This window comes from Nocardia shimofusensis NBRC 100134 (genome assembly GCF_001613125.1).
Taxonomy (GTDB): domain Bacteria; phylum Actinomycetota; class Actinomycetes; order Mycobacteriales; family Mycobacteriaceae; genus Nocardia; species Nocardia shimofusensis.
The window spans coordinates 1-20,435 of sequence record NZ_BDBT01000030.1; the positions used below are offsets into that span (position 1 = coordinate 1).

Annotated in this window: 22 protein-coding genes; 10 read left to right on the plus strand and 12 right to left on the minus strand. The window is 70.0% G+C overall.

Features of this window, described 5'->3' with window-relative positions; all coding sequences use genetic code 11:
- The first annotated feature begins 236 nt into the window (after window positions 1-236).
- Window positions 237-1,502: a diguanylate cyclase domain-containing protein gene (locus NS3_RS23430; RefSeq protein WP_067863568.1), complete on the plus strand. Its 1,266-nt coding sequence runs from the start codon at window positions 237-239 to the stop codon at window positions 1,500-1,502.
- Window positions 1,503-1,866: 364 nt separating this feature from the next.
- Here NS3_RS23430 and NS3_RS23435 read toward each other — a convergent pair whose 3' ends face one another.
- The 3 genes from NS3_RS23435 to NS3_RS23445 form a co-directional block, all read right to left on the minus strand.
- Entirely contained in the window at window positions 1,867-3,561 is a 1,695-nt protein-coding gene (locus NS3_RS23435) for an FAD-binding dehydrogenase (protein ID WP_067863571.1), read from the minus strand.
- Window positions 3,558-4,226, minus strand: coding sequence for a TetR/AcrR family transcriptional regulator (locus NS3_RS23440; RefSeq protein WP_067863574.1), 669 nt, complete (start codon window positions 4,224-4,226; stop codon window positions 3,558-3,560). The genes NS3_RS23435 and NS3_RS23440 overlap by 4 nt, the downstream gene beginning before the upstream one ends.
- A gap of 350 nt (window positions 4,227-4,576) precedes the next feature.
- Window positions 4,577-5,068, minus strand: a complete 492-nt coding sequence (locus NS3_RS23445) for a DUF8176 domain-containing protein (RefSeq protein ID WP_245649773.1) — start codon at window positions 5,066-5,068, stop codon at window positions 4,577-4,579.
- 394 nt (window positions 5,069-5,462) lie between these two features.
- Here NS3_RS23445 and NS3_RS23450 point away from each other — a divergent pair, with 394 nt between their 5' ends.
- Window positions 5,463-6,149, plus strand: coding sequence for a TetR/AcrR family transcriptional regulator (locus NS3_RS23450; protein ID WP_245649774.1), 687 nt, complete (start codon window positions 5,463-5,465; stop codon window positions 6,147-6,149).
- Here the strand turns inward: NS3_RS23450 and NS3_RS23455 are convergent.
- The 5 genes from NS3_RS23455 to NS3_RS23480 all read right to left on the minus strand — a co-directional run bounded on the left by NS3_RS23455 (window position 6,146) and on the right by NS3_RS23480 (window position 10,833).
- Window positions 6,146-6,985, minus strand: a complete 840-nt coding sequence (locus tag NS3_RS23455; RefSeq protein WP_067863583.1) for a DUF72 domain-containing protein — start codon at window positions 6,983-6,985, stop codon at window positions 6,146-6,148. The genes NS3_RS23450 and NS3_RS23455 overlap by 4 nt on opposite strands.
- A 10-nt stretch (window positions 6,986-6,995) precedes the next feature.
- Window positions 6,996-8,333 carry a hypothetical protein gene (locus NS3_RS23460; protein ID WP_157101498.1) on the minus strand — a complete coding sequence of 446 codons (1,338 nt, stop codon included), beginning with the start codon at window positions 8,331-8,333 and terminating at the stop codon, window positions 6,996-6,998.
- A gap of 124 nt (window positions 8,334-8,457) precedes the next feature.
- Window positions 8,458-9,162, minus strand: a complete 705-nt coding sequence (locus NS3_RS29295) for an Rv3235 family protein (RefSeq protein WP_157101499.1) — start codon at window positions 9,160-9,162, stop codon at window positions 8,458-8,460.
- A gap of 103 nt (window positions 9,163-9,265) precedes the next feature.
- Window positions 9,266-9,466, minus strand: a complete 201-nt coding sequence (locus NS3_RS23475) for a ferredoxin (protein ID WP_067863596.1) — start codon at window positions 9,464-9,466, stop codon at window positions 9,266-9,268.
- Complete coding sequence (locus NS3_RS23480) at window positions 9,463-10,833, minus strand: cytochrome P450 (RefSeq protein WP_157101505.1); 1,371 nt, start codon at window positions 10,831-10,833, stop codon at window positions 9,463-9,465. Before NS3_RS23480 ends, NS3_RS23475 begins: the two co-directional genes overlap by 4 nt.
- A 217-nt stretch (window positions 10,834-11,050) precedes the next feature.
- On the opposite strand from NS3_RS23480, the gene NS3_RS23485 reads away from it, so the two are divergent.
- A complete protein-coding gene (locus NS3_RS23485; protein WP_067863599.1) occupies window positions 11,051-11,698 on the plus strand; it encodes a TetR/AcrR family transcriptional regulator in 648 nt (215 codons plus the stop codon).
- A 246-nt stretch (window positions 11,699-11,944) separates the two neighbouring features.
- The gene (locus tag NS3_RS23490; protein ID WP_067863602.1) at window positions 11,945-12,364 is read left to right on the plus strand and encodes a hypothetical protein; all 420 of its coding nucleotides are present in this window, start codon (window positions 11,945-11,947) and stop codon (window positions 12,362-12,364) included.
- A 34-nt stretch (window positions 12,365-12,398) separates the two neighbouring features.
- Here NS3_RS23490 and NS3_RS23495 read toward each other — a convergent pair whose 3' ends face one another.
- Together NS3_RS23495 and NS3_RS23500 are read right to left on the minus strand one after the other, a co-directional pair.
- Window positions 12,399-13,706, minus strand: coding sequence for a sensor domain-containing diguanylate cyclase (locus NS3_RS23495; protein ID WP_067863605.1), 1,308 nt, complete (start codon window positions 13,704-13,706; stop codon window positions 12,399-12,401).
- A gap of 32 nt (window positions 13,707-13,738) precedes the next feature.
- A complete protein-coding gene (locus NS3_RS23500) occupies window positions 13,739-14,548 on the minus strand; it encodes an SAM-dependent methyltransferase (protein ID WP_067863608.1) in 810 nt (269 codons plus the stop codon).
- A gap of 168 nt (window positions 14,549-14,716) precedes the next feature.
- Here NS3_RS23500 and NS3_RS29300 point away from each other — a divergent pair, with 168 nt between their 5' ends.
- Window positions 14,717-14,869, plus strand: a complete 153-nt coding sequence (locus NS3_RS29300) for a hypothetical protein (protein WP_157101500.1) — start codon at window positions 14,717-14,719, stop codon at window positions 14,867-14,869.
- A 147-nt stretch (window positions 14,870-15,016) separates the two neighbouring features.
- Here the strand turns inward: NS3_RS29300 and NS3_RS23505 are convergent, their stop codons facing one another.
- Together NS3_RS23505 and NS3_RS23510 are read right to left on the minus strand one after the other, a co-directional pair.
- Window positions 15,017-15,364 carry a cupin domain-containing protein gene (locus NS3_RS23505; protein WP_067863611.1) on the minus strand — a complete coding sequence of 116 codons (348 nt, stop codon included), beginning with the start codon at window positions 15,362-15,364 and terminating at the stop codon, window positions 15,017-15,019.
- Window positions 15,361-16,155, minus strand: a complete 795-nt coding sequence (locus NS3_RS23510; protein WP_067863614.1) for a class I SAM-dependent methyltransferase — start codon at window positions 16,153-16,155, stop codon at window positions 15,361-15,363. The genes NS3_RS23505 and NS3_RS23510 overlap by 4 nt, the downstream gene beginning before the upstream one ends.
- 118 nt (window positions 16,156-16,273) lie before the next feature.
- On the opposite strand from NS3_RS23510, the gene NS3_RS23515 reads away from it, so the two are divergent.
- The 5 genes from NS3_RS23515 (at window position 16,274) to NS3_RS23535 (ending at window position 20,344) form a co-directional block, all read left to right on the plus strand.
- Window positions 16,274-16,939, plus strand: a complete 666-nt coding sequence (locus tag NS3_RS23515; RefSeq protein ID WP_067863617.1) for a helix-turn-helix domain-containing protein — start codon at window positions 16,274-16,276, stop codon at window positions 16,937-16,939.
- A gap of 173 nt (window positions 16,940-17,112) precedes the next feature.
- Window positions 17,113-17,583, plus strand: coding sequence for an MTB12 C-terminal domain-containing protein (locus tag NS3_RS23520; RefSeq protein ID WP_067863620.1), 471 nt, complete (start codon window positions 17,113-17,115; stop codon window positions 17,581-17,583).
- A 13-nt stretch (window positions 17,584-17,596) separates the two neighbouring features.
- The gene (locus NS3_RS23525; RefSeq protein ID WP_067863623.1) at window positions 17,597-18,325 is read left to right on the plus strand and encodes an ABC transporter ATP-binding protein; all 729 of its coding nucleotides are present in this window, start codon (window positions 17,597-17,599) and stop codon (window positions 18,323-18,325) included.
- Entirely contained in the window at window positions 18,322-19,203 is an 882-nt protein-coding gene (locus NS3_RS23530) for an ABC transporter permease (protein WP_245649776.1), read from the plus strand. Before NS3_RS23525 ends, NS3_RS23530 begins: the two co-directional genes overlap by 4 nt.
- 58 nt (window positions 19,204-19,261) lie before the next feature.
- On the plus strand, window positions 19,262-20,344 hold the full coding sequence (locus NS3_RS23535; protein ID WP_067863627.1) for a DNA polymerase III subunit beta family protein: 1,083 nt from the start codon (window positions 19,262-19,264) through the stop codon (window positions 20,342-20,344).
- Window positions 20,345-20,435: the final 91 nt, after the last annotated feature.

Below are 20,435 nucleotides of genomic sequence, written 5' to 3' on the forward strand. Positions count from 1 at the left end.
CTTGCTCGGCTACGACGTGACCCGCGCGCTGGAAGGGTAATTGCCGTCGGCACGGGCATTCGCTATTGTCGATCTTCGATACCACTTAGTCTCTTTTGACTCTCGATGATCGCTCCTCCCGGTATCGGCATCTCGGACTCGGAAACCTCGGCGCAGGGTGGGTAATTCGCCGAACCGATGTCGTGATGCGAGCTACACCGTGCTATTCGCCGCGTCGTACGACGAACAGGATTCGCATGGCCCGAGACACCGCCGCCGCCGACACCGCGACACCCGGCGGCACCGCCGTGGCGCAACTGGCGCAGCGCTATTGCGCGCTCGTCGAGCACTCCCCCGACGCCATCTGCGTGCTCGAGGGCGGTTCGATCGCGTACCTGAACCCGGCGGGCATGCGGTTGTTCGCCGCCGGTTCCGACGTCCTCGGGCGGCCGCTGTCGGAGTTCCTGTCCCCCGCCGAGTTCACCAACCCGGTCCGGCCGAACCGCCGGGCACCCGCCACCCTGCTCCGCCCCGACGGCGTCCGGATACCCGTGGAGACGGCGACAGTGCTCACCGTATGGCAGGGCCGCGACGCCTACCAGGTGGTGCTGCACGACCTCAGCGCCCAGCGCGCGGCCGAGGCGGCCCGGCGGCAGATGGAACAGCACTTCGCCGCGGTGGTCTCCCAGCTCGAGGAGGGCGTCGTGGTGATGACCAGGGACGGGTGCATCGAATCGATCAATCCCGCCGCGCTGCGCCTGCTCGGTTGCGAGGGCGCCGAACTCGTCGGCCACAGTTACCAGGCGCTGTCCTTGCGCATGGTCGACGCCGACGGCGCGCCGCTGCCGCCCACCGCCCACCCGATGGTGCGCACGGTCCATACCGGGGAGCCGACGACCGGTTTCGTCTTCGGCATCGAAGGCCACCATCGGGGCAGGCGCTGGCTGGCGGGCAACTGCCGCCCGCTCGATCCCGCCGATCCGCACTCGGCGGTGGTGGCCTCGTTCACCGACATCACCGACAATCGCGACCGCCACCGCAAACTGCGCTACCAGGCCACCCACGACGATCTGACCGGGCTGAAGAACCGCGCCACCATTCTCGCCCGCCTCGAACACGCGCTGGCCGAGCCCGTGCGCGAGCAGATCTCCGCGGTGCTGTTCGTCGACCTGGACCGATTCAAATCCGTCAACGACCGACTCGGGCATTTGGCGGGCGACGAGGTGCTGCGGATCATCGCCCGCCGCCTGCGCCGCGCGGTGGCCGACGGCGATCTCATCGGCAGGCTGGGCGGCGACGAGTTCCTGATCCTGCTGCGCGGTCCCGGCCGCGACCCCGCCGCGGTCTCCGAGCGCCTGCACGCGGTCGTCGCCGAACCGATCCGGCTGCCGCGCCACCGTCTGGAGCTGGGGGTCTCGATCGGGGCGACCCGGCTCTCCGTCGCCGAGCCGCGCTCGCTCTCCGAGGTGCTGCACGACGCCGACATCGCCATGTACCGGGAGAAGGCGGCCGCGAGCGCCTGAGGATACGCCCGGACGCGCGATTGTCCGCGATGTCCGCGTGTGGGCGACAGCCGAATACCCCTGCCCCAGCGTACGATCGGCAATCGGATCGGCCCCTCCCTGAGCCGATTCCCGTGCGGCTCGAACCCCCTGCGAGTCGCGCATCTCCGAGTCGATGCCGCCGGGCTCCCCCTCCCGGCGGCATCATCGTTTCTCCTGACCCTCAAGGGTTTTCACGACCATCCCAGCAGTTGCCGTATCGCCCGCAATGCGCGCATCGCCCGAGACGGCCACACGCCAGGAGCGGACATCCGGCCCGCCCTGCGGTCGGGCAGACATCTGGAGCAACCTTGTGGTTGCCCCTCGAGTCGGCCCGAAATCGGGCTCAGGGCAACGACTTCGCCAGTGCCCGCCCGGCCGCGCGGCCCGAGAAGATGCAGCCGCCGAGGAAGGTGCCCTCCAGCGCGTTGTACCCGTGCAGGCCGCCGCCGCCGAACCCGGCGACCTCGCCCGCGGCGTACAGGCCGGGCAGCGGCGTGCCGTCGGGGCGCACTACCTGCGAGTCCAAGGTGGTCTGCAAACCACCGAGGGTCTTGCGGGTGAGGATGTTCAACCGCACGGCGATCAGCGGCCCGGCCTTCGGATCGAGGATGCGGTGCGGCTTGGCCACGCGGCCCGCCTTGTCGGCGAAGGACTGCCGCGCGTTGGTGATCGCCATCAGCTGGGCGTCCTTGCCGAACTTGTTGTCCAGTTCGCGATCGCGCGCCACGATCTGTCGCTCCAGGTCGGCGAGGTCCAACTGTGGGCCGCGCGTGATCTTGTTCATGCCCTCGACCAGTTCGGCCAGCGTGTCGGCCACCACGAAGTCCACGCCGTGCTTCTTGAACGCCTCCACCGGGCCCGGCGCGCCCTTGGCCACCCGGCTGGCGAGGGTGAGCTTGATGTCCTTGCCGGTGATGTCGGGGTTCTGCTCCGAGCCCGACAGCGCGAACTCCTTCTCGATGATCGACTGGGTGAGTACGAACCACGAGTAGTCATAGCCCGTCGCCAGGATCGCCTTCATGGTCGCATTGGTGTCGAAGCCGGGGAAACACGGTGCCGGCAGCCGCTTTCCGTTCGCGTCGAACCACAGCGACGAGGGACCCGGGATGATGCGGATGGCATGGTCGGGCCAGATCGGATCCCAGTTGTGGATGCCCTCGGTGTAGTGCCACATGCGGTCGCGGTTGACGATCGCGCCGCCCGCGGCCTCCGAGATCGCCAGCATCCGCCCGTCCACGTGCGCGGGCACCCCGGAGATCATGGTCCGCGGGCACGGTCCCAGCCGATCCACGGGCCAGTTCTGCCTGATCAGCTCGTGATTGTGGCCGATGCCGCCGGAGGTCACCACGACGGCTCTCGCGCGGAACTCGAACTCGCCCACCACTGTTCGCGAGGACGCCTTGCCGCGCTCGAGATCGGTGTCCTCCAGGACGCTGCCGCGCACGCCGACCACCGCGTCGTTCTCGACGATCAGTTCGTCCACGCGGTGGCGGAAGCTGAATCGGACCAGCCCGCGCTTCTCCGCGGCGAGGACCGGTTCGGCGAACACGCGCACCACCTCGGGCCCGGTGCCCCAGGTGAGGTGGAAGCGCGGCACGGAGTTGCCGTGGCCGTCGGCGGCGGCCCCGCCGCGTTCGGCCCAGCCGACCAACGGGGTCACCCGGAGTCCGAGCTGTCGCAGGTAATCCCGCTTCTCGGTGGCGGCGAAACGCACGTAGGCTTGTGCCCACCGGCGCGCCCAATGGTCCTCGTCGTCGCGGTCGAAGCCGGCCGAGCCCTGCCAGTCCTGCCAGGCCAGCTCGTAGGAGTCCTTGATGCCGAGCCTGCGCTGCTCGGGGGTGTCGACCATGAACAACCCGCCCAGCGACCAGAACGCCTGGCCGCCCAGGTTGTTACGGTTCTCCTGATCGATCAGGTGCACCTTCTTGCCGGCCAGCGCCAGTTCGTGGGCGGCGACCAGGCCGGCCAGTCCCGCGCCGACCACGATCACGGCGTCGTCGTGGGCCTCGCGCGCGAATTCGCTATTGCTCATCGTCATCCTTCGATTGGCGTGCTGTAGGCCAGCACGACGTGGCAGAACAGGTCGGCACGCCGACCGAGGACCGTCCGGTTGCCCGGCTCCATCAGCACCTGCGTGGCCGTGCCGTCGTGCACGGCGACCAGCGCTTGGCCGAGCGCGGCAGGATCGGCGACGGTGCGCCCCGCCCGGCGCAGCGCCGCCACCACGGTCGGCATCAGGGCGGCCACGATGGCCTCCTCCCGCTCGGCCATCACCCGGCGCAGATCGGAAGTGCGCAGCGCGTGCGCGGTGAATTCGGCGGTGATCCGGAACCAGGCCTCTTCCAGCGGCACCGCCGCCAGCAGGCCGGCGACGGCCGCGCGGACATCAGCGATGTCGGGTACAGCGGGGGCGCCGGGCAGCGCGGGATCGTCCACGGCAAGGGCGTCGAGCGCGACACGCAGATCCTCGAGCAGGGCGGCCGAGCGCTGCTCCCACATGGCCAGGAACAACTCGTCGAGGGAGGTGAAGTTCGAATAGAACGCGCCGCGGGTGTACCCCGCCCGCTCGCACACCCGCTCCACGGTCGCGCGGCCGAACCCCTCTTCGGCGAAGACCTCGTAGGCCGCGGCCAGCAGCCGCTCGCGAGTGCGTACCCGTCGCCGGCTCGGCGGCTTGCTCCCCGCGGCCGTGCCGGTCCGCACTCGCGCCTGGAGCGCGGGCGCCCGGGGCGGGTCGCCCGCCCGTGATTCTCCGGCCCGAGCTGCTGCCGTCACCGTTCCTCCTCGCGGCTTTCCGCCGCTGTCCGCTCCGCCGACGCCGCCGAGGTCGCGCCGCTTCCGACACGACCACTTCCGATACGTCACTGCTCTCGGCGTCACTGCTCTGGACGTCACTGCTCTGGACGTCACTGCTCTCGGCAGGGAACGCTTTCGATACAAGAATGTATCAGATACAGGAATGTATCGGCGGGGTCTCGAAGGAGGGCGGTTCGGTGGCCATCGCCTCGGCGGCGTTCACCGTCCACGGGGAGAGGCGACCGATCCCGCGCGACCTACCGGTCCGGCGGGCCGATCCGGGTGATGAGCACCCCGTCGGCGCGTTCGACCACCGTGACGAACTGCCGATAGGTCTTGACCGCGCCGTCGGGACGGACCTCGGTCAGCACCACGTCGAACCGGCCGTCCGGTAGCGGGGAGATGAGCACGCAGTGCCGGGTCTCGGGAGGCACCGAGGCGATGCCCGCGTCGATGACCTCGGCGGTCGAGACGGCCGCGTCCCGGGTGGTGATCGCGCGTGCCTGGCTACCGGAGCGAGTCACGTAGTAGGCGTACTGGAAGGCGAGCACGGCGTCCGGGCCGTTGGCCGCCGAGCCGGTGCCGTTGCCGCGCACCAACTGCGGGGTGCGCAGCGGTTCACAGCCGGGTCCGCCGCCGAGCACCGGATCGGCCACGGTCGCGGACTGCCGCGGGCCTGGCGCGGTGGAGACGTAGGCGAGCACCACCGCCACCGCCGACAGCGAAACCCCCAGCGCCACCGCGGTCACCAGCCAAGGTCTACGCCGTCGCGGTGGCCGTCCGCGCCGTCGTCGCTTCGCGAGGCTGCCGTGTCCGGGCGAGCCCCTGCGAGCTCGTCCGGCCTGCGTCTCCCCCGGAGTGATCATGCCCGGCCAGACCGGGCGCCGGGCACCCGGCGACGCACGTCGTGACCCCACCGCGTAGGACGCCATGACCGACGCACCTTCCCCTGTCAATACCGTTGCGCAGTAACAACATTGCACATCGAGCACGAAAATGACGGATGAACGGCCCGATCCGGCCCGTTCCGGACGGCCGCCGTGCGCTGTGAAAGGCGATGGCGCGCATAATCGGAACCCGCGCGCGGCGGCGCAGCGCACACGAGCGCGGTTGCGACCGGCGGCGTTCCCCGCGCCGTACCGCATGACCTCTGACAGAAAGGCTTTCATGCGCCCCTCGACAACTCGATGCGAGTCGTTGCACGACAGCGACCTCGCCGATCGTCGCGCGGCGGTCCGCACGGACTCCCCCTCGTCACCGCGCGGCCGACTGATCGCCGCGCTTGTCGAATGTGTCGAGGAGAAGGGCTATCCCGCGACCACGCTCGGCGACATCGTGGCCGCCGCACGGGTCTCGCGCAGCACCTTCTACGAGCACTTCACCAACAAGGAGCACTGTTTCGTCGAGTCGGTGCACACCGGTATCGCCATACTCGCCCAGCGCGTCCGCGCGGCGCTGGGCCGGCTACCCCGCGAGGCCGATCCGCGGGTCCGGATCGCCTGCGTCATCACCACTTTCTGCGACGCGGTCGCCGACGAGCCGCGCTTCGCGCGCATGGTGTTGGTGGAATCGGCCCGCGTCGAGCGAGCCGCGACCGCGGTGCGGGTGCTGGCGATGGACCCGATCACCGAGATGTACCGGCACTTCCACGCCAGGGCCAGGGCCGTCGATCCGCTGGTGCCGCCGGTCTCCTCCGAACTGATCGCGCTGATCCCGGACGCGATCAGCGAGCGCACCCGCCGCGTCATGCTCACCGAGGGCGCGCACGCCGTGCCCGCCTCGGCGCCACTGTTCATCGCGTTCACCACCGCGGTGCTCGGGATGGACTAGAACAGGGTCATCGGCTCCCGCGCGGCCGGATCGGGCAGCGGCTCGAGGTCGGGGACCAGCGCGCGCACCTCGTCGTGGAAGCGGCGCGCCAACCGCAGCGACGAGGCGTTGTCGGGGGTGTGCACGAACACCGTCGGGGTGCGGCCCGCGCGCAGCCAGTCCGCGACGACGGGCAGCCACGGCTGCCAGCCCGCCACGGTCGTCTCATCGTCGTCGCGGCCGTGATAACGCACCATGGGGTCGGCGGTGAGCGCGCGGGTGCGGCGCGGCAGATGCGGCTTCTTCGACCGCGCCTCCAGTTCGGCGGGACTGGAGGCGGGGGCCGAGAACAGCACCGTGGTGTCGAAGGTGGTCCACTCCGCGCCCGCGCGGTCGAGCACCCTCTCCAGCGCGGCGGCGGCACGCTGGTCGTCGTAGAACGCTCGGTGGCGGACCTCGACGGTGCGGCGGACGTCCGCGGGCAGGGTCGGCAGGAACCGGGCCAGCGCCCCGAGATCGCCGGGGCCGAACGAGCCGGGCAATTGCACCCACAGGGTGTGCAGGCGCTCGCCGAGCGGGGCCATGGCCTCCAGGAAGGCGGTCAGTTCGGCGTCGGCGCCGAAGAGTCTGCGTTCGTGGGTGATCGACTTGGGCAGCTTCGCGACGAACCGGAACTCCGGATCGGTCTGCTCGGCCCAGGAACGCACCGTGGCGGGTGAGGGCGTGGCGTAGAAGGTGGTGTTGCCCTCGACCGCGTTGCAGTGCCCGGCATACCGGCGCAACCGCTCCGACGGCGGCGGCTGCCGCTCCTGCCAGGACGGATGGGTCCACATCGCACATCCCACGTAGAGCCGCATACCCGCGACGTTAGCGCGGCCTGGGGATACCCCGATCCTCCCCCTGCTCAGCGACTGCCGCCTGGACCTCGCCGGCTGTCGTCGGCGCCGGAGGGCGTATCCGGCGCAACACCAGGATCGAGAGCGCGCATCCGACCGCGATGATCAAGGCGACCACACCGGTCAGCGCGAACAACAGCACATCGGAGGTACCGTCGCCACCCGGCGCCTCCCAACGTCGGGGCAGGGCGAAGCCGACACCGTAGATCCGGGCGCGCACGGCCACCGTCGGGCCGGGCAGGCACAGCACGAGCAGCCCGAGCGTCATGGCGGTGGCACCGTCCCGAGGCAATGCGGAGGCCAGGGCGTAGCCGACGAGCAGGGTCAGCACCAGGCATCCGCTGACCGTCGCGGGGGCGCTGGGGCCGTTGGCATCCACCGTCAGCAACGCGAACACGGCCAACCCGACCGCACCGAGGATCGCGGCCAGCGGCATCGGCCGGTAGACGCCCAACACGATGCCCGCCCCTCCGGCGGCGAGCAGCATCGGCACCATCCAACCGGTCAGCGGCACCAGGAAGACCGCCCCGCCCGCGGCTGCCACTGCCACCGCGACAAGCACCATCTCGCCCTCGCGCTGCGGCAGCAGCAGAGCGCCGAGCAGGGCCACGACCACGACCAGCAGGGCGACCGGCAGTGCGTCGTGAGGTGTGGAGCCGTCGCGGATCAGCCAGGACGAACCGACGACCCTGCTTCCGGTGATTATCAGCATCGCGAGAATCGGCCGCAACGGCAGTTCGACCGAGAGCACCGATTCCTCGGGTCGCGGGCGTCCGCGCGCGAACGCGCACCACACGATCAGCGCAGCGGTCGGGGCGATGAGGACTACCGGGAGGGACTCGGTCACGAACCAACCGAGCGGAGAATCGCCCGCGGTACCGGCGAACTCCGCGTCCGAGACGCTGAGGTCGCTGAGCATGATGGCGCCCATGCCACCGAGGGCGGCCAGCAGCATGAGCGCTCTGTGGTGCTGGATGGCCGAGAGGACCCCGCCGAGCACTATTCCGCCCGCCATGCAGTCCACGTAATTCAGGGTGGTGAGCGGCGCGAAGCCGGAGAATCCCAGCCACAGCAAATGATTGGCCAGCAAGATGAGGCTGCCGCCGAACGCGATCAACCAGGCGATCCGGGTGGAACCGGTCGTGGTCGCGAACCCCACCGTGATGATCGCCGCCATGCCGCCGACGGCAGTCGCCCTGGGCAGGCTGTGCATCAGCAGTTCCATCTCGAGTGAGGCGGCACCTTCGGCCCAGGCCAGCGAAATCGGAGTGGACAGCGCGAGACAACCCATCACAGCGGACAGAAACACCGTGATCGCCTCGATCACTCTCGGACTTCGCCGCACCCACTCCAAAGTAATCGAGCCGACCCGGCCTGTGGCCATTTGTGGAGGTGTGTCCGCTGTTCAGCGCATCTGCGGCCACACCAGCCACTCACCGCACACGCAATGCCGTCAGCCGCCAGCCGGTGGCGCGCCTGCGCACGGCTCGGGCGGCCAAGGCGAACCGCCTCTCGCCCCGGTTGTAGCCCGCGCACAACTCCGCGGTGTCGGCGGCGAGCAGCCGCACATCGATCCTGACCAGCACGGCCGAGCCGAGCGCGCGTTCGGGCGCCGGGCCTGCGCTCACCAGGGTGCGCACCGCCGCCAGCACCAGCGGATCGGCGACGCCGGCCAATTGCTCGACCTTCCTGCGCCGGTCCAGCACCTCGAGCACCGCGCGCAGCGAACGATCGGCGAACCGGTGGACCTCGGAGGTCGCCTCGGCGCGTTCGACGGCGTGCGCGGCACGCACAGCCAGCCGGACGCCCGCGCCTCCGGATCGCCCGCCGGCCCGGCCCGTGCGCCGATGAGCGGCGCGACCATTGCCGTCGACTTCCCGACTGCCGCCTATATGCGCACCGGCGTCGGCGTGCGCATCGGCGTCGGCGCAGCCGCCACCGCCGTCGACGCGCGCCCGGCCCTCGGCCCGCATACGGCCGTCCCCGTGCCCACGGCTCTCGGCAGGTCCACTGCCGTCGACGTGCACAACGCCCACGGTGTGCACCTCGCGTCCACGGTGCCGGGTGAGTGGCTGTTCACCCCGCAGCGGCGGCTCACTGCCCGGCGCCTGCGACAACAACCCGTTTTCCTCGGACATCCCCTGATCCCCTTCTCGCGTCCGGATTTCCGAAGATGATCATGAAACCGGCGCCGACGGACGACCCGAGTAGCCGACTACTCGAATTCCGCCCCAAGGGTGCTCAGGCCTGGCCGCGGTCCAAGCTCAAGGCCTGCACCGGGCAACTGTCGACCGCGAGTTCGACGATGTCCCGGTCGGCCTCGGCGACGGTCTCGCGGGTGAGGGTGACGATGCCGTCGTCACCGACGCGGAACAGCTCCGGCGCCAGCGCCTCGCACATACCGTGTCCCTCGCAACGGTCCCTGTCTGCGATCAATTTCATCGGTCGATCCGTTCCACAACGATGGGCAGGCCGTCGGCGGGGGTCGGCCCGGTACCAGCCACCAGCAGCGGTTCGTAGCCGGGGCGCACCGACCAGCGGAAGTTCAGCAGCATCTGGTGCAGCACCGCCTTGACCGTCATCCCGCCGAAGTACAGGCCGATGCACTTGTGCGCACCGCCGCCGAAGGGCGACCAGGCGAAGCGATGCGACTTGTCCTCGCGCCGTTCGGGTGAGAACCGCTCGGGATCGAATTCGTCGGGATCGCTCCAGTACTTCGCCATGCGCATCATCATGTACGGCCCGCACATGACCAGCGTGCCCTTGGGCACGTAGTACCCGCAGATGTCGGTGTCGGCGATGGTCTCGCGGGCCTGCTGAGCGACCGGCGCGTACATGCGCAGCGCCTCCTTGAAAGCCATGTCCAGCAACGGCATCGAGTCCAGATCCTCGTAACCGAGCGAGTCCTTGCCCAGCGCGCGGGCCTCTTCGCGCAGCCGCTCCTGCCATTGCGGATGCCTGCCCAGTTCGTAGACGAGCATGGAGGTCGCGATCGTGCTGGTGTCGTGCGCGGCCAGCATCACGAAGATCATGTGCTGGACGACTTCTTCGTCGGTGAAGGTGTGACCCTCGTCGGTGGTCGCCTTGCTCAGCACGCTGAACAGATCGGCGCCGTCGCCCGCGCGCTTGGCGTCGATCTCGCTGCGGAAGTACTCCTCGAGCTTGCGCCGCCCGCGCAGCCCGCGCGCCCACACGCCACCGGGCACATTGGCGCGCACCATCGCGGTGCCGCCGTGCACCGCGTCGTCGAAGGCGTGCGCCAGCGCCACGCTCTCCGGTCCCAGCTTCGCGCCGACGAAGACCTCGGTGGCCTGGTGCAGCAGCAGTTGCTTGATCGCGGTGTGCAGGTGGAATTCCGGCGAGGGCTGCCAGGCGGCGATACCGCGGCGCAGCAGTGGGCTGGTCAGTTCCTGGTAGCCGATCAGGCGGGGCCGGGTGAATGCCTGCTGCAGGATCCGGCGGTGGAACATGTGGTCGTCGAAGTCGCGCAGCAGCACGCCACCGTGGAAGAACGGCCCGATCAGCCATTCCCAGCCGCGCTGGGCGGAGAAGACCTTCTTACGATCGAGCAGCACTTCCTCGAAGGCCTCCGGACCGTTGACGGTGACCACCGGGCGGCCGAGCACGCCCAGCCAGGAGACCGGACCGAGCTGTTCGAACCGATCGCGGGAGAAGGTCATCGGGTCGGCGAGGGTGTGCAGGGTGTACCCGATGCCCCGCGGACCGTAGTCGCCCAGCGTGGGTTTCAGACCGCTGCCCGCGGGCGGCTCGGCGAGCGGTGTCGTGTGCGCCTTGTAGCGCTTCATCATCTTCACACCGGCACGCTGCACACGCCAGGACAGCTTGGTGCGCAGATGCCGGGCCGTGTCGGAGACCGTGCTGGTTTTGTTGGGCTGGAGCTTGTTGGGCAGGAGCAGACTCATGGCCGATTTCCCTTCGCGACGCTGCGAGTGATCTCGACCATATCGGAAACGATCGTTTCCGTACACGGTTGTTTCCCAATTGGCACTGTGAAAAGCTGTCCGGATGACGCGAGCACCCTCGGGCACGTATCGCGGAGCCTCGACCGAGGAACGTCGCGAAGATCGCCGCCGCCGGCTGCTGGACGCCGCACTGGAGATCATCGGCACCCAGGGTTTGTCGGCGTTGACTGTGCGCGGAGTCTGCGAGCAGGCGAAAGTCGGCCCGCGCTTCTTCTACGAGGCCTTCCCGGATCTCGACGCCCTGGCCATCACCCTGCTGCTGGAATTGCAGACCTCCGCCCTCGACCGGGCCCGCGCCGCCGTCGCGGCCTGCACCGGGCGCCCCGCCGAGCGGATCAGAGCGGGTGTGGGCGCGATCATCGGCGAACTCATCGACGATCCGCGACGCGCGAATATCGTCTTCGCCCAAGCCTTCGGCAACGAGGCGCTCATGCGATCGCGCTTCGCCAGCATGCGCACGGTGGCCATGACCATCATCGAGCAGACCCGGGTCGTCCTGGACATCCCCGAAGGTCACGACACCGCCATGGCGGCCACAGCGCAGCTGATCACCGGCGGCGCGGCGGAACTGGTGCTGGTCTGGCTCGACGGCGGCCTCGACGTCGACCGCGAGGGCCTGATCGAGCTCCTGGGCGATTTCACGATCGCGATGATCGAACGCCTGCCCGCGGTGGCCGGCCGCCTGGGCTGAGCTACACCGGCGAGTCGCGGCCCGCGAGTTCGATTCCGGCGGGGAAGATTCCATCGCAATAGGTAGCCGTCGGCTATACACTCATTTGCAGGTCGGTTCTCCTTTCAATTCCTCGAAGGGGGCGACCGGCGTCACAACTGCGGCATCCCCATCGAACGACCGCCCTGCTCATCTGATTACGTTGGGAGGCAAGATGATCCAATCGACCGGGCATCGCGTCGGCCCGCGTCCCACCGGAGGTGCGCGATGAGAGAGAGTGCTTCGGCCCCCGACACCACCGCCCACCAGACCACCGTCCCCGGCACGACCGCGCCCGAACCGGAGAGCCCCACGCACCGGCTCCCGGGCAACAGCATGTGGACGGTGTCGGCAGTGGTGGTCGAAGCCGACGGACCGAGTCCGCGTCCCGGCGTGGTGGCCTCGGCGAATCTGGGCGACGCCGCCGAGCAACTGTGCGAATACCTGCCCAGGGCCGGAGCCGTCGGCGACTGCTACCTCGTCGCCCGGCAGGTTCCGTTGATGCCCAACGGCCCCCAGGGCGCGGGCAGGCGCGCCTGGATCAGCCCGCTCCGGCGCGACGACGAGGGCCAGACGACCTGGGGCCGGTGGATCCGAGCGGAAGAGCATCCCGACTTCCGCCGCAGCGAGGCCCTGGCCTGGAACTGAGCGGCCCCGACGGGCAACTGCGCGCGGGAACGGCTCAGAGATGTTCCGGCGCGCCCGGCCGGTATTCCTCGGCGCCGCCACGGCGCAACGCGCTGTTCTTGTCCCGGTACATCGCGGCGTCGGCGGCGCGCAGCAGCTCGTCGGCTACCTCCGGCCGCTCACGCACGAACGCCGACCCGATGCTCGCGCCGACCCGCACGCGCTGGTCCACCACCTCGATCGGCTCGATCAGCGCCTCGTGCAGCCGCCCGATGAGCGCGTTCAACTGAGCGCATCCGGCGCAGCGTTCGACGAGCACGACGAACTCGTCGCCGCCCACGCGCGCGGGCAGCTCATCGGAGCCGACAGCGCCGCGCAGCCGCTGCCCGACCTCGCGCAGCACGGTGTCCCCGACGGCGTGCCCCCACCGGTCGTTGATCTCCTTGAACCCGTCGAGATCGACGTAGCACAATCCGATCGGCGCCTGCGCCGCGGCGATTCGGTCGAAGAACAGCGTCCGGTTGGGCAGGCCGGTGAGGCTGTCGTGATGGGCGTCGTGCCAGAGCCGGTCGGCCAGTTGCTTGCGTTCGGTCACGTCCACGGCCACCCCGATGAGAAATCGCATCTGCCCGTGCGCATCCCGCACCGCCGACATGGACAGGTCGATATAGGACACGTCCCCGTCCGGACGGACGTTCTCGGTCTCCAGCCGGAATCGGTCGATCTCGCCACTGATCATTCGCTGCAACTGCGTGTAGGCGGCACCGAGGTTGATCGGCCCGAGCAACTCGGCCACCGAGCGGCCGGGCATGGATTCCTGTGGCAGGCCGAGCATTTCGGCGAAGGCGGAGTTCACCTCGAGCACCCGGCCCCGAACGTCGACGGTGCCGATGCCGACCGAGGCGCCCGCGAACATCGCCTCGAAGCGGGCTTCGGACAACTGCCGCCTGGCCTCGGCTTCGCGGGCAGTGGCCAGCGCCGCGCCGAGCGTGGCCTCCTGCTCGACCAGCGCGGCGCTGCGCAGTGCGCCGGTGAACCCTTCGCCGAATTCGGCGGCCACGGCGACCGCGCGATCACGGCACTGCTCGAATCCCGGCTCGGCGCGCGGACAGCACGCCTCGGCCATGTCGGCGCAGATGACGCGCACCGTGCGGCTGACTGCGAGCGGGTCACGGTAGTTGGCGGCGACCAGCCGGGCGGCGACCGTGCGCGCGATCTCCGGTTCGCGATCGCCGCGGATCGCGGCGATCAGGATTTCGGTCAGCTCGGTCAGCAGGGTCTCGATCTCGCTGCGGGTGAGGGCGGGGGCAACGACGCCGTCCAGGGCATCGGCCCACCGCGCCGCCAGCTTCCGCGCACCCACCGGCCCCTACCCCCTTCGCCGCCGTGGCCGCGTCACACCTTGCGACCGACACCAGCCAGGGCGAGTGAGCGTCCCGGCTCCTCGTACCGATCGCGTTCGGATTCCGGTCGCCACATGGACGGTTCGACGACCCCGGGTTCCACCGGCACCCACCTGTCGAACATACCGATGATCTCGGACGCGGGACGGAAGTGGATGCCGACCTTGCTCGAGTTGTTGGCGCTCGCGCCCAGCGCGGCGGCGTCGTCGGGCCGCAGCTCCGAGGTCAGGTGCGAGATCGCGACGTAGGAGCCCTCGGCCACCGAATCGTAGAGCCGGCCGACCTTGTCCACCGGGTCGTCGGCGTCGGCGAGCAGATGCAACACGGCGATCAGCAGGACACCCACCGGACGATCGAGGTCGATCAGACCGGATTCGCGCACCCGCGCCATCAACTCGGCGGGCTTGCGCAGATCCGCCTCGATCGCGCTCGCATTGTCGTTCCCCGCCAGCAACGAGCGCGAGTGCGTGACGGCGACCGGATCGATGTCGATGTAGAGCACCCGCACCGAGGGGTCGATGGCTTGCGCGACCTCGTGCACATTGCCGACGGTGGGGATGCCGGAGCCGATGTCGACGAACTGGGTGATCCCCGCCTCCACCAGGTGGCGCACCGAGCGCCGGAGAAACGCGCGATTGCTCAGCGCCAGGCGCGGCAGGTCGGGCACCAGCTTCTTGCCCATCTCGGCCGCCATCCGGTCGATCTCGAAATTGTGCGAGCCGCCCAGGAGCGCGTCGTACATCCGCGCCGGGCTGGCCTGCTGCATGTCGACGCCCTCGGGCGCCCAGGACGGCCTGTCCATCGAATCCCCTCTGCCACGAGCGAATCCCCCGCGCTTCGGACGATCCGCACCCGGGTCGTCTGCACCCGGCGATGCCCACGCATGGTAGCCCCCCACGGTGATCGTCGCCGATCCACATCGGGAGCAAAATGCCAGCTACTGACGGGTGCGGGAAAGACAGCCGCAGACATGCGCAGCACCGGTCACGACCACGGTGTGGCCGCCGATTCCGATCCGCGCCGGCTCGGGATCGCGCACACCACCCGGCAACTCGACCACGCCGCGGACTGCCCGGCCGACGCGCACTGCGCCGAACCGCACGGGCCGACCCACCGGTCGTGACCGGCGGACGCGCCCGATCAGCGAACTCGGCCGCCCCGCCGAACCGGCCGGTGACTCGCGGCGAACCGCCCCACCGCACCGTGCGGGGGAACCGATCCGTGGCAGGCGTGCCGAAGACGCGCGCCGCCAGGGTCCGGCGAGTACGCCTCAGAGGTTGCGGTGCAGCGTGACGTGGACGACGGAGTCCGCCAGCGCGGTGAGCCGATGCGGATCACCGCCGGTGATGTAGACCGTCGAACCGGGCTCGAGCCGGTGCGCGCCGGGCGTCTCGCCGCCGGTGATCTCCAGGTCGATACGGCCGCTGACGCAGGTGACCAGGATCGGACCAGGGGCCTTGTGCTCGTCGAGCAGCTGGCCGGTGCGGAAGCTGAAGCCCACCAGGGTCAGTCCGGGGCCGGCGAGCAGCCTGCGGGCACTGGGGCCGGGGCCGTCGCCGGGCAGGAACTCGGTCGTGCCGGTGGCCGTGGGGGTCTGGGAGGCGATGTGTTCGGTCATGGTTTCGGCTTCCTCGCGATGACGGAGATGGCGCGCAGTTCGCGCTTGTGGGCGTTGAATGTGGAGCGCATGGCCAGCACCCGCTCACGGGCCGGCTTGTCGCGCAGGACATTGCCGATGATGCGCGCCGTGCCGAGGACCCCCTCGTCGGCGATCACCCGACGCGGCTGCAGCAGGGCCATCGGCGCGTAGCCGACATGCTCGATCTCGAAGCCGCCCCGCTCCAGGATGTCGCGCCATTCAGCGGCGGTGAGCGGGCGTGCGTTGACCTTGATGGAGCGGGCCAGCGCCTTGCGCAGCTCGGTCTTGGTCCCGTCGGGCAGATCGTCGGGCGTCAGCGACAGCTCGTGGATGGCGTAGCGGCCGCCGGGACGCAGCACCCGATACGCCTCGGCGATGATGGCCGACTTGTGCGCGTCGGTCTGCATGGTCAGCATCGCCTCGCCGACGACCGCGTCGGCGGACTCGGACTCCAGACCGGTGTCGGCGGCGTCACCGCTGCTGACCACGCCCGCGCCACCGACCGCGGCGGCACTGAGCGCGGCGGCATCGGCGTCGGCCTCCACGCCCCGGTAGCTGGCCGGGTTGCGGCCCAAGATGGAGGTGGCCGTCTTGCCGAGGCCGGGGGCGAGTTCGACCACATCGGCGCCGGTCAGCTTCGCCGCGTCGAGCATGTCCTCGGTCATCTTGGCCCCGCCGGGGCGCAGCACCCGCTTGCCGAGGCGGGCCAGGAGCCAATGGCCCGGCAGGTGCGCGGAATCGCGCTTGTCGAAGGGTAAGGGTGTGGTCATGTTTTCGCTTCCTGTCGGTTCGGCCGCCTCGGGGGCGGTCCTACAATCTGTCGGGAATGTTGTCGTCGGGGAGACCCCGGAACGAGTCGGCGCCGGGCGTGTCGGGAGAGGAACACCGATGACCGCCACACCCCGGCAGCGGGACAAGGTCCTCGCGCTCGTACGCGACTCCCTGGAACCGCTGGACGCGCCGGTCATCGCACGCCTGTTGGGTATTCACATCACCACCGCGCGCTTCCACCTGAACGCCTTGATCGACGCCGGGCTGGTGGAGGGCACCTGGTTGCCGTCGGAGACCGTGGGCAGACCCCGCAAGGGCTATCTCGCGGTCGGCGCGGATCCGGCCGCCCCGGTCCTGGCCGCCCTGCTCGCCCAGCTCGGCGACACCCCGGCCGAGCGACACGCGAAAGCCGTTGCGGCCGGTCGTATGTGGGCCGACAGCCTGACCGGCATCGGCGCCGCGGAGACAGACCTGCCCGATCCGGTCACGGTGGTGACGAGCACGCTCACCCGTCTGGGTTTCCAGGTGTCGCAGACCTTGTCGAGTTTCGGCGGTCACGAGATCAGCATGTGCAACTGCCCGTTGCGGCGTATCGCGCGCGATCTGCCCGAGGTGGTCGCCGGTGTCCAGCAGGGCATGATCGAGCGTGCGCTGCAACGACATTCGCCCACTCTGGCCTCGCAGTACGACGTCGAGGTGCGGCCGGACGCCACCGCGGGCGATTGCGGCGTCACGCTGCGGCTGACCAGCAAGTCGCCGTGCATCGCGCCGCTCACGCACTGACCACACCCCGCTCCACCTTTCGCCGCCGTCGCGCCCCGGGACTTCCCGGGCGCGGGATCGAGACTATTTAAATAAGCCTTGACCCTACGCCTTAGGCTAGGCTAACTTCCCTCCCCAACAGCTCGTTTTCGACGAAGACGGATGTAACCTCGCTCACTCGAAAGGTGAAATAGATGAAGAAGTGGAGCACGCTCGGCACGGTCGGGACCGCGCTGGCGGCCGTTTCGGCCGCCATGATCGCCTGCGCCTCGTCCGCGACGGCCGACCCCGGCTCCTTCTCCATCACCAGCGAAGTACCCACCCTGGACCAGCTCGAGCAGCAAGTGCACTTCCTGACCGCGACCCCCGCCTCCGACGAGGCCAAAGCCGCGAATCTGGAAGGCGGGATGAACGCGGTCGTCGTGCCACGCACCGTGTACAACCTGGGCCTGTTCCGCGAGCCGCTGGGCTGGAGCGAGGTGACCGGCCCGCAGACCCACGAGGGCGACGTGCACACCGCGATCCTGCACAGCAATTCCGCTGGTCGTCCGGCGATCACCATGAAGGTCACCTGGAAGCGCGTCGACGGCGCCTGGAAGCTGGCCAACAGCTCGCTGTGCGACGGCGTGCAGGCCGTCGGCCTGCCGATCGCCTGCGATTTCTGAGTCCTCCGGCGCGATGATCGAGATCCGCGATCTCACCCTGCGCTATCCCGGCGTCACGGTGCTCGAGGTGCCCGAGCTGACCGTCGCGGCCGGCGCGGTCACCTACCTGCTCGGGCTGAACGGCACCGGCAAGACGACGCTGCTGCGGTGCATCTGCGGGATCATCGCGCCCGCCGCCGGGACGGTGCGGGTGAACGGCGCTCCGGTACGCGCCGGGCACACCACGCCGCCCGGGCTGGGAATGCATCTGGATCATCGGTCCTTCGATCCCCGCCACACCGCGCGCAGGCATCTGCGCTGGATCGCGCGAGCCAGGGGCCTGGATCTCGCGCGGGTCGACGAGGTGCTGCGCCTTGTCGATCTCGACGAGGTGGCCGACCGCAGACTGGGCCGGTATTCGCTGGGCATGATGCAGCGCGTCGGCATCGCCGCCGCCCTGCTGTCCGAGCCGGCGACGCTGCTGCTCGACGAACCCCTCAACGGCCTCGACATCGCGGGCATCCACTGGATGCGCGCGCTGCTGCGCGAGCTCGCCGACAAGGGCGTGTGCGTGCTGATCACCTCGCATCTGCTCGACGAGGCCGAGCGCAATGCCGACCACATCGTGATCGTCGGCGACGGCAAGGTCCTCGCCGACGAACCGCTGGTCCGGCTGCTGGATGATGCCGAGGGCGGGCCGCGCCGCCTCGAGGACGCCTATCTCGCGGTCACCGGCGCCGCGCCGGCAGGAGTCCCCCGATGACCCGCGCGACCACCGAGACCGAATTCGCCACCCCATCGCCCGCAACCGTGAATCGCGCCCCCGCGCGCCCGGCGTCCGCGGCGACCCAGTTACGCCGGGCGCTGACGGCCGAGCGAACCCGCACCGGCGGTCGCGGCTTCCTGTGGGCGATCGCGGTGCCGCTGGCCATCGCGCTGCCACTGCTGATCACCTTCGGCATCGCCGTGGTCGCCGAGCAGTTCGCCGACAGCTCCGGCCAGTTCCGGGTGACCTCGGTGAGCACGGCCAACGCGGTCTACTGGGTGATCACCTTCACCACCTCGATCATGATGGTGACCGCCGCCTACGCGCACGCCTCCCAGACCCGCGGCACCCTGCGCGATCTCAACGCCTTTCTGTTCCCCCGATCCTGGATCGCCGCGCTGGCCCGCTGGATCTTCTACGGCGCGATCGCCGCGATCGCCACCGCGGCGCTGCTGGTGCTGGTCATGGTCACCCTGCCCAGGTTCTTCCCCGCCGTCTACAGCGGAGTCGACATCGCCGACGCGGCCGGGATCAGATTCCTGTGGACCGTCCCCCTCTACGCCTTCGCCGCCTGCGGCATCGGGGTAGCCGTGGGTGCGGTGATCCGGACCCCTTCCGCCGCGGTGGCGGCGTTGTTGTTCTGGGTGTATGTGGTCGAGAACTCGATCAATCTGCTGCCCAACGGCTACACCCTGCAGGCCTACGCTCCCTTCCTCAACGGCGTCGCCGCGACCGGGCAGCAGATGGCGTTCCTGCCGCGCTTCGGCCCCGGCGGCTCGCTGATCTACTTCTGCTGTATCGCCGTCGCGCTGTTCGCCCTGTCGATGCTCGTCACCGCCGCCGGACCGCCGCGCAGGCGCGAAGGACGAGGCTGAGCTCGCACCCGAGTTCCGCGCTTGACCTTCACCTTCGTCGAAGCTTCATGATGGCCGCGTGACGGAGCACGACCCACCGGGGAAACACCGGAATCGCGAACTCCTGACGATCGGCGCGATGGCGCGGGCCAGCGGCTTGACCGCCAGCGCCCTGCGCTTCTACGGCGATTGCGGGCTGCTGCTGCCCAGCGTGGTGGACGAGACGACCGGCTACCGCTACTACACGCAGGCGCAATGCGAGCGCGCGATCCTGATCCGCCGGCTGCGCGGGATCGACGTCCCGCTCCCGGAGGTCGAGCAGATCCTGGCCGGCGACCCCGGACTCGCCGCGCGCGTGCTCGACCGCCACGTGGCGGCGCTGACCGAACGAGCCCGCGTGGCGGCAGCCGTCGCCGAGGAGCTGCGCGGCGCACTCACCGCGACGCCGTCGGCCGATGCTTCCACCCACGTCCTCGAGGCCGCGGCTTTCGCGCAGGCCGTGGATCAGATCGCCCGTGCCGCGGCCCGCGACCGATCCATCCCGGTCCTGGCGGGGATGTTGCTGGAGGCCGACGACACCGGTCTGACCTTGACCGCCACCGACCGCTACCGGCTCGCCACCCGATCCCTCGCCCCGATCCGCACCGGCGGCGCCCCCTGGTCGGCCGTGGTCGCGGCGGCGGACGCGGCCGCCGCCGTCCGGGGCCTCACCGCGGGTGAGATCACCATCGACTACGACGGCATCGCAGTCCGCCTCACCGCCACCGCGACCCTGCGTCTACCCACCCTCGACGGTCGATTCCCCGACTACCGAGCCGTACTCGACGGACTGGCCCCCGTCCGCACCCGCGTTCTCGTCAGCCGCACCGCCCTGCTCGACCTGCTGGAATCCACCCCCGACGCCCCGCTCGGTCTCGACATCGACGCCACCGGCCTCATCCCCCGCCGCCCCGGCGCCACCCGAATCCCCGCCACCGTCACCGGCCCGCCACTGCGGCCCGCCTTCGACCCGGCTGTCCTGCGCCCGGCTGTCGACAGCGCCCTGGGCCCCGACCTCATGCTCGACCTCGCCGGTCCCGACCAGCCCGTCGTCGTCCGCTCCGCCACCGATGGCGACCTCACCGTCCTCGTCATGCCGATGCTCGATCGCCCGGCCGCCTGACTCCCAGCCGCCCGATTCCCCACTGGTCTGATTCCCCACCGCCCGATTCCCCACCGCCCGATTCCCCACCGCCCGACTCCCGCCCGACTCC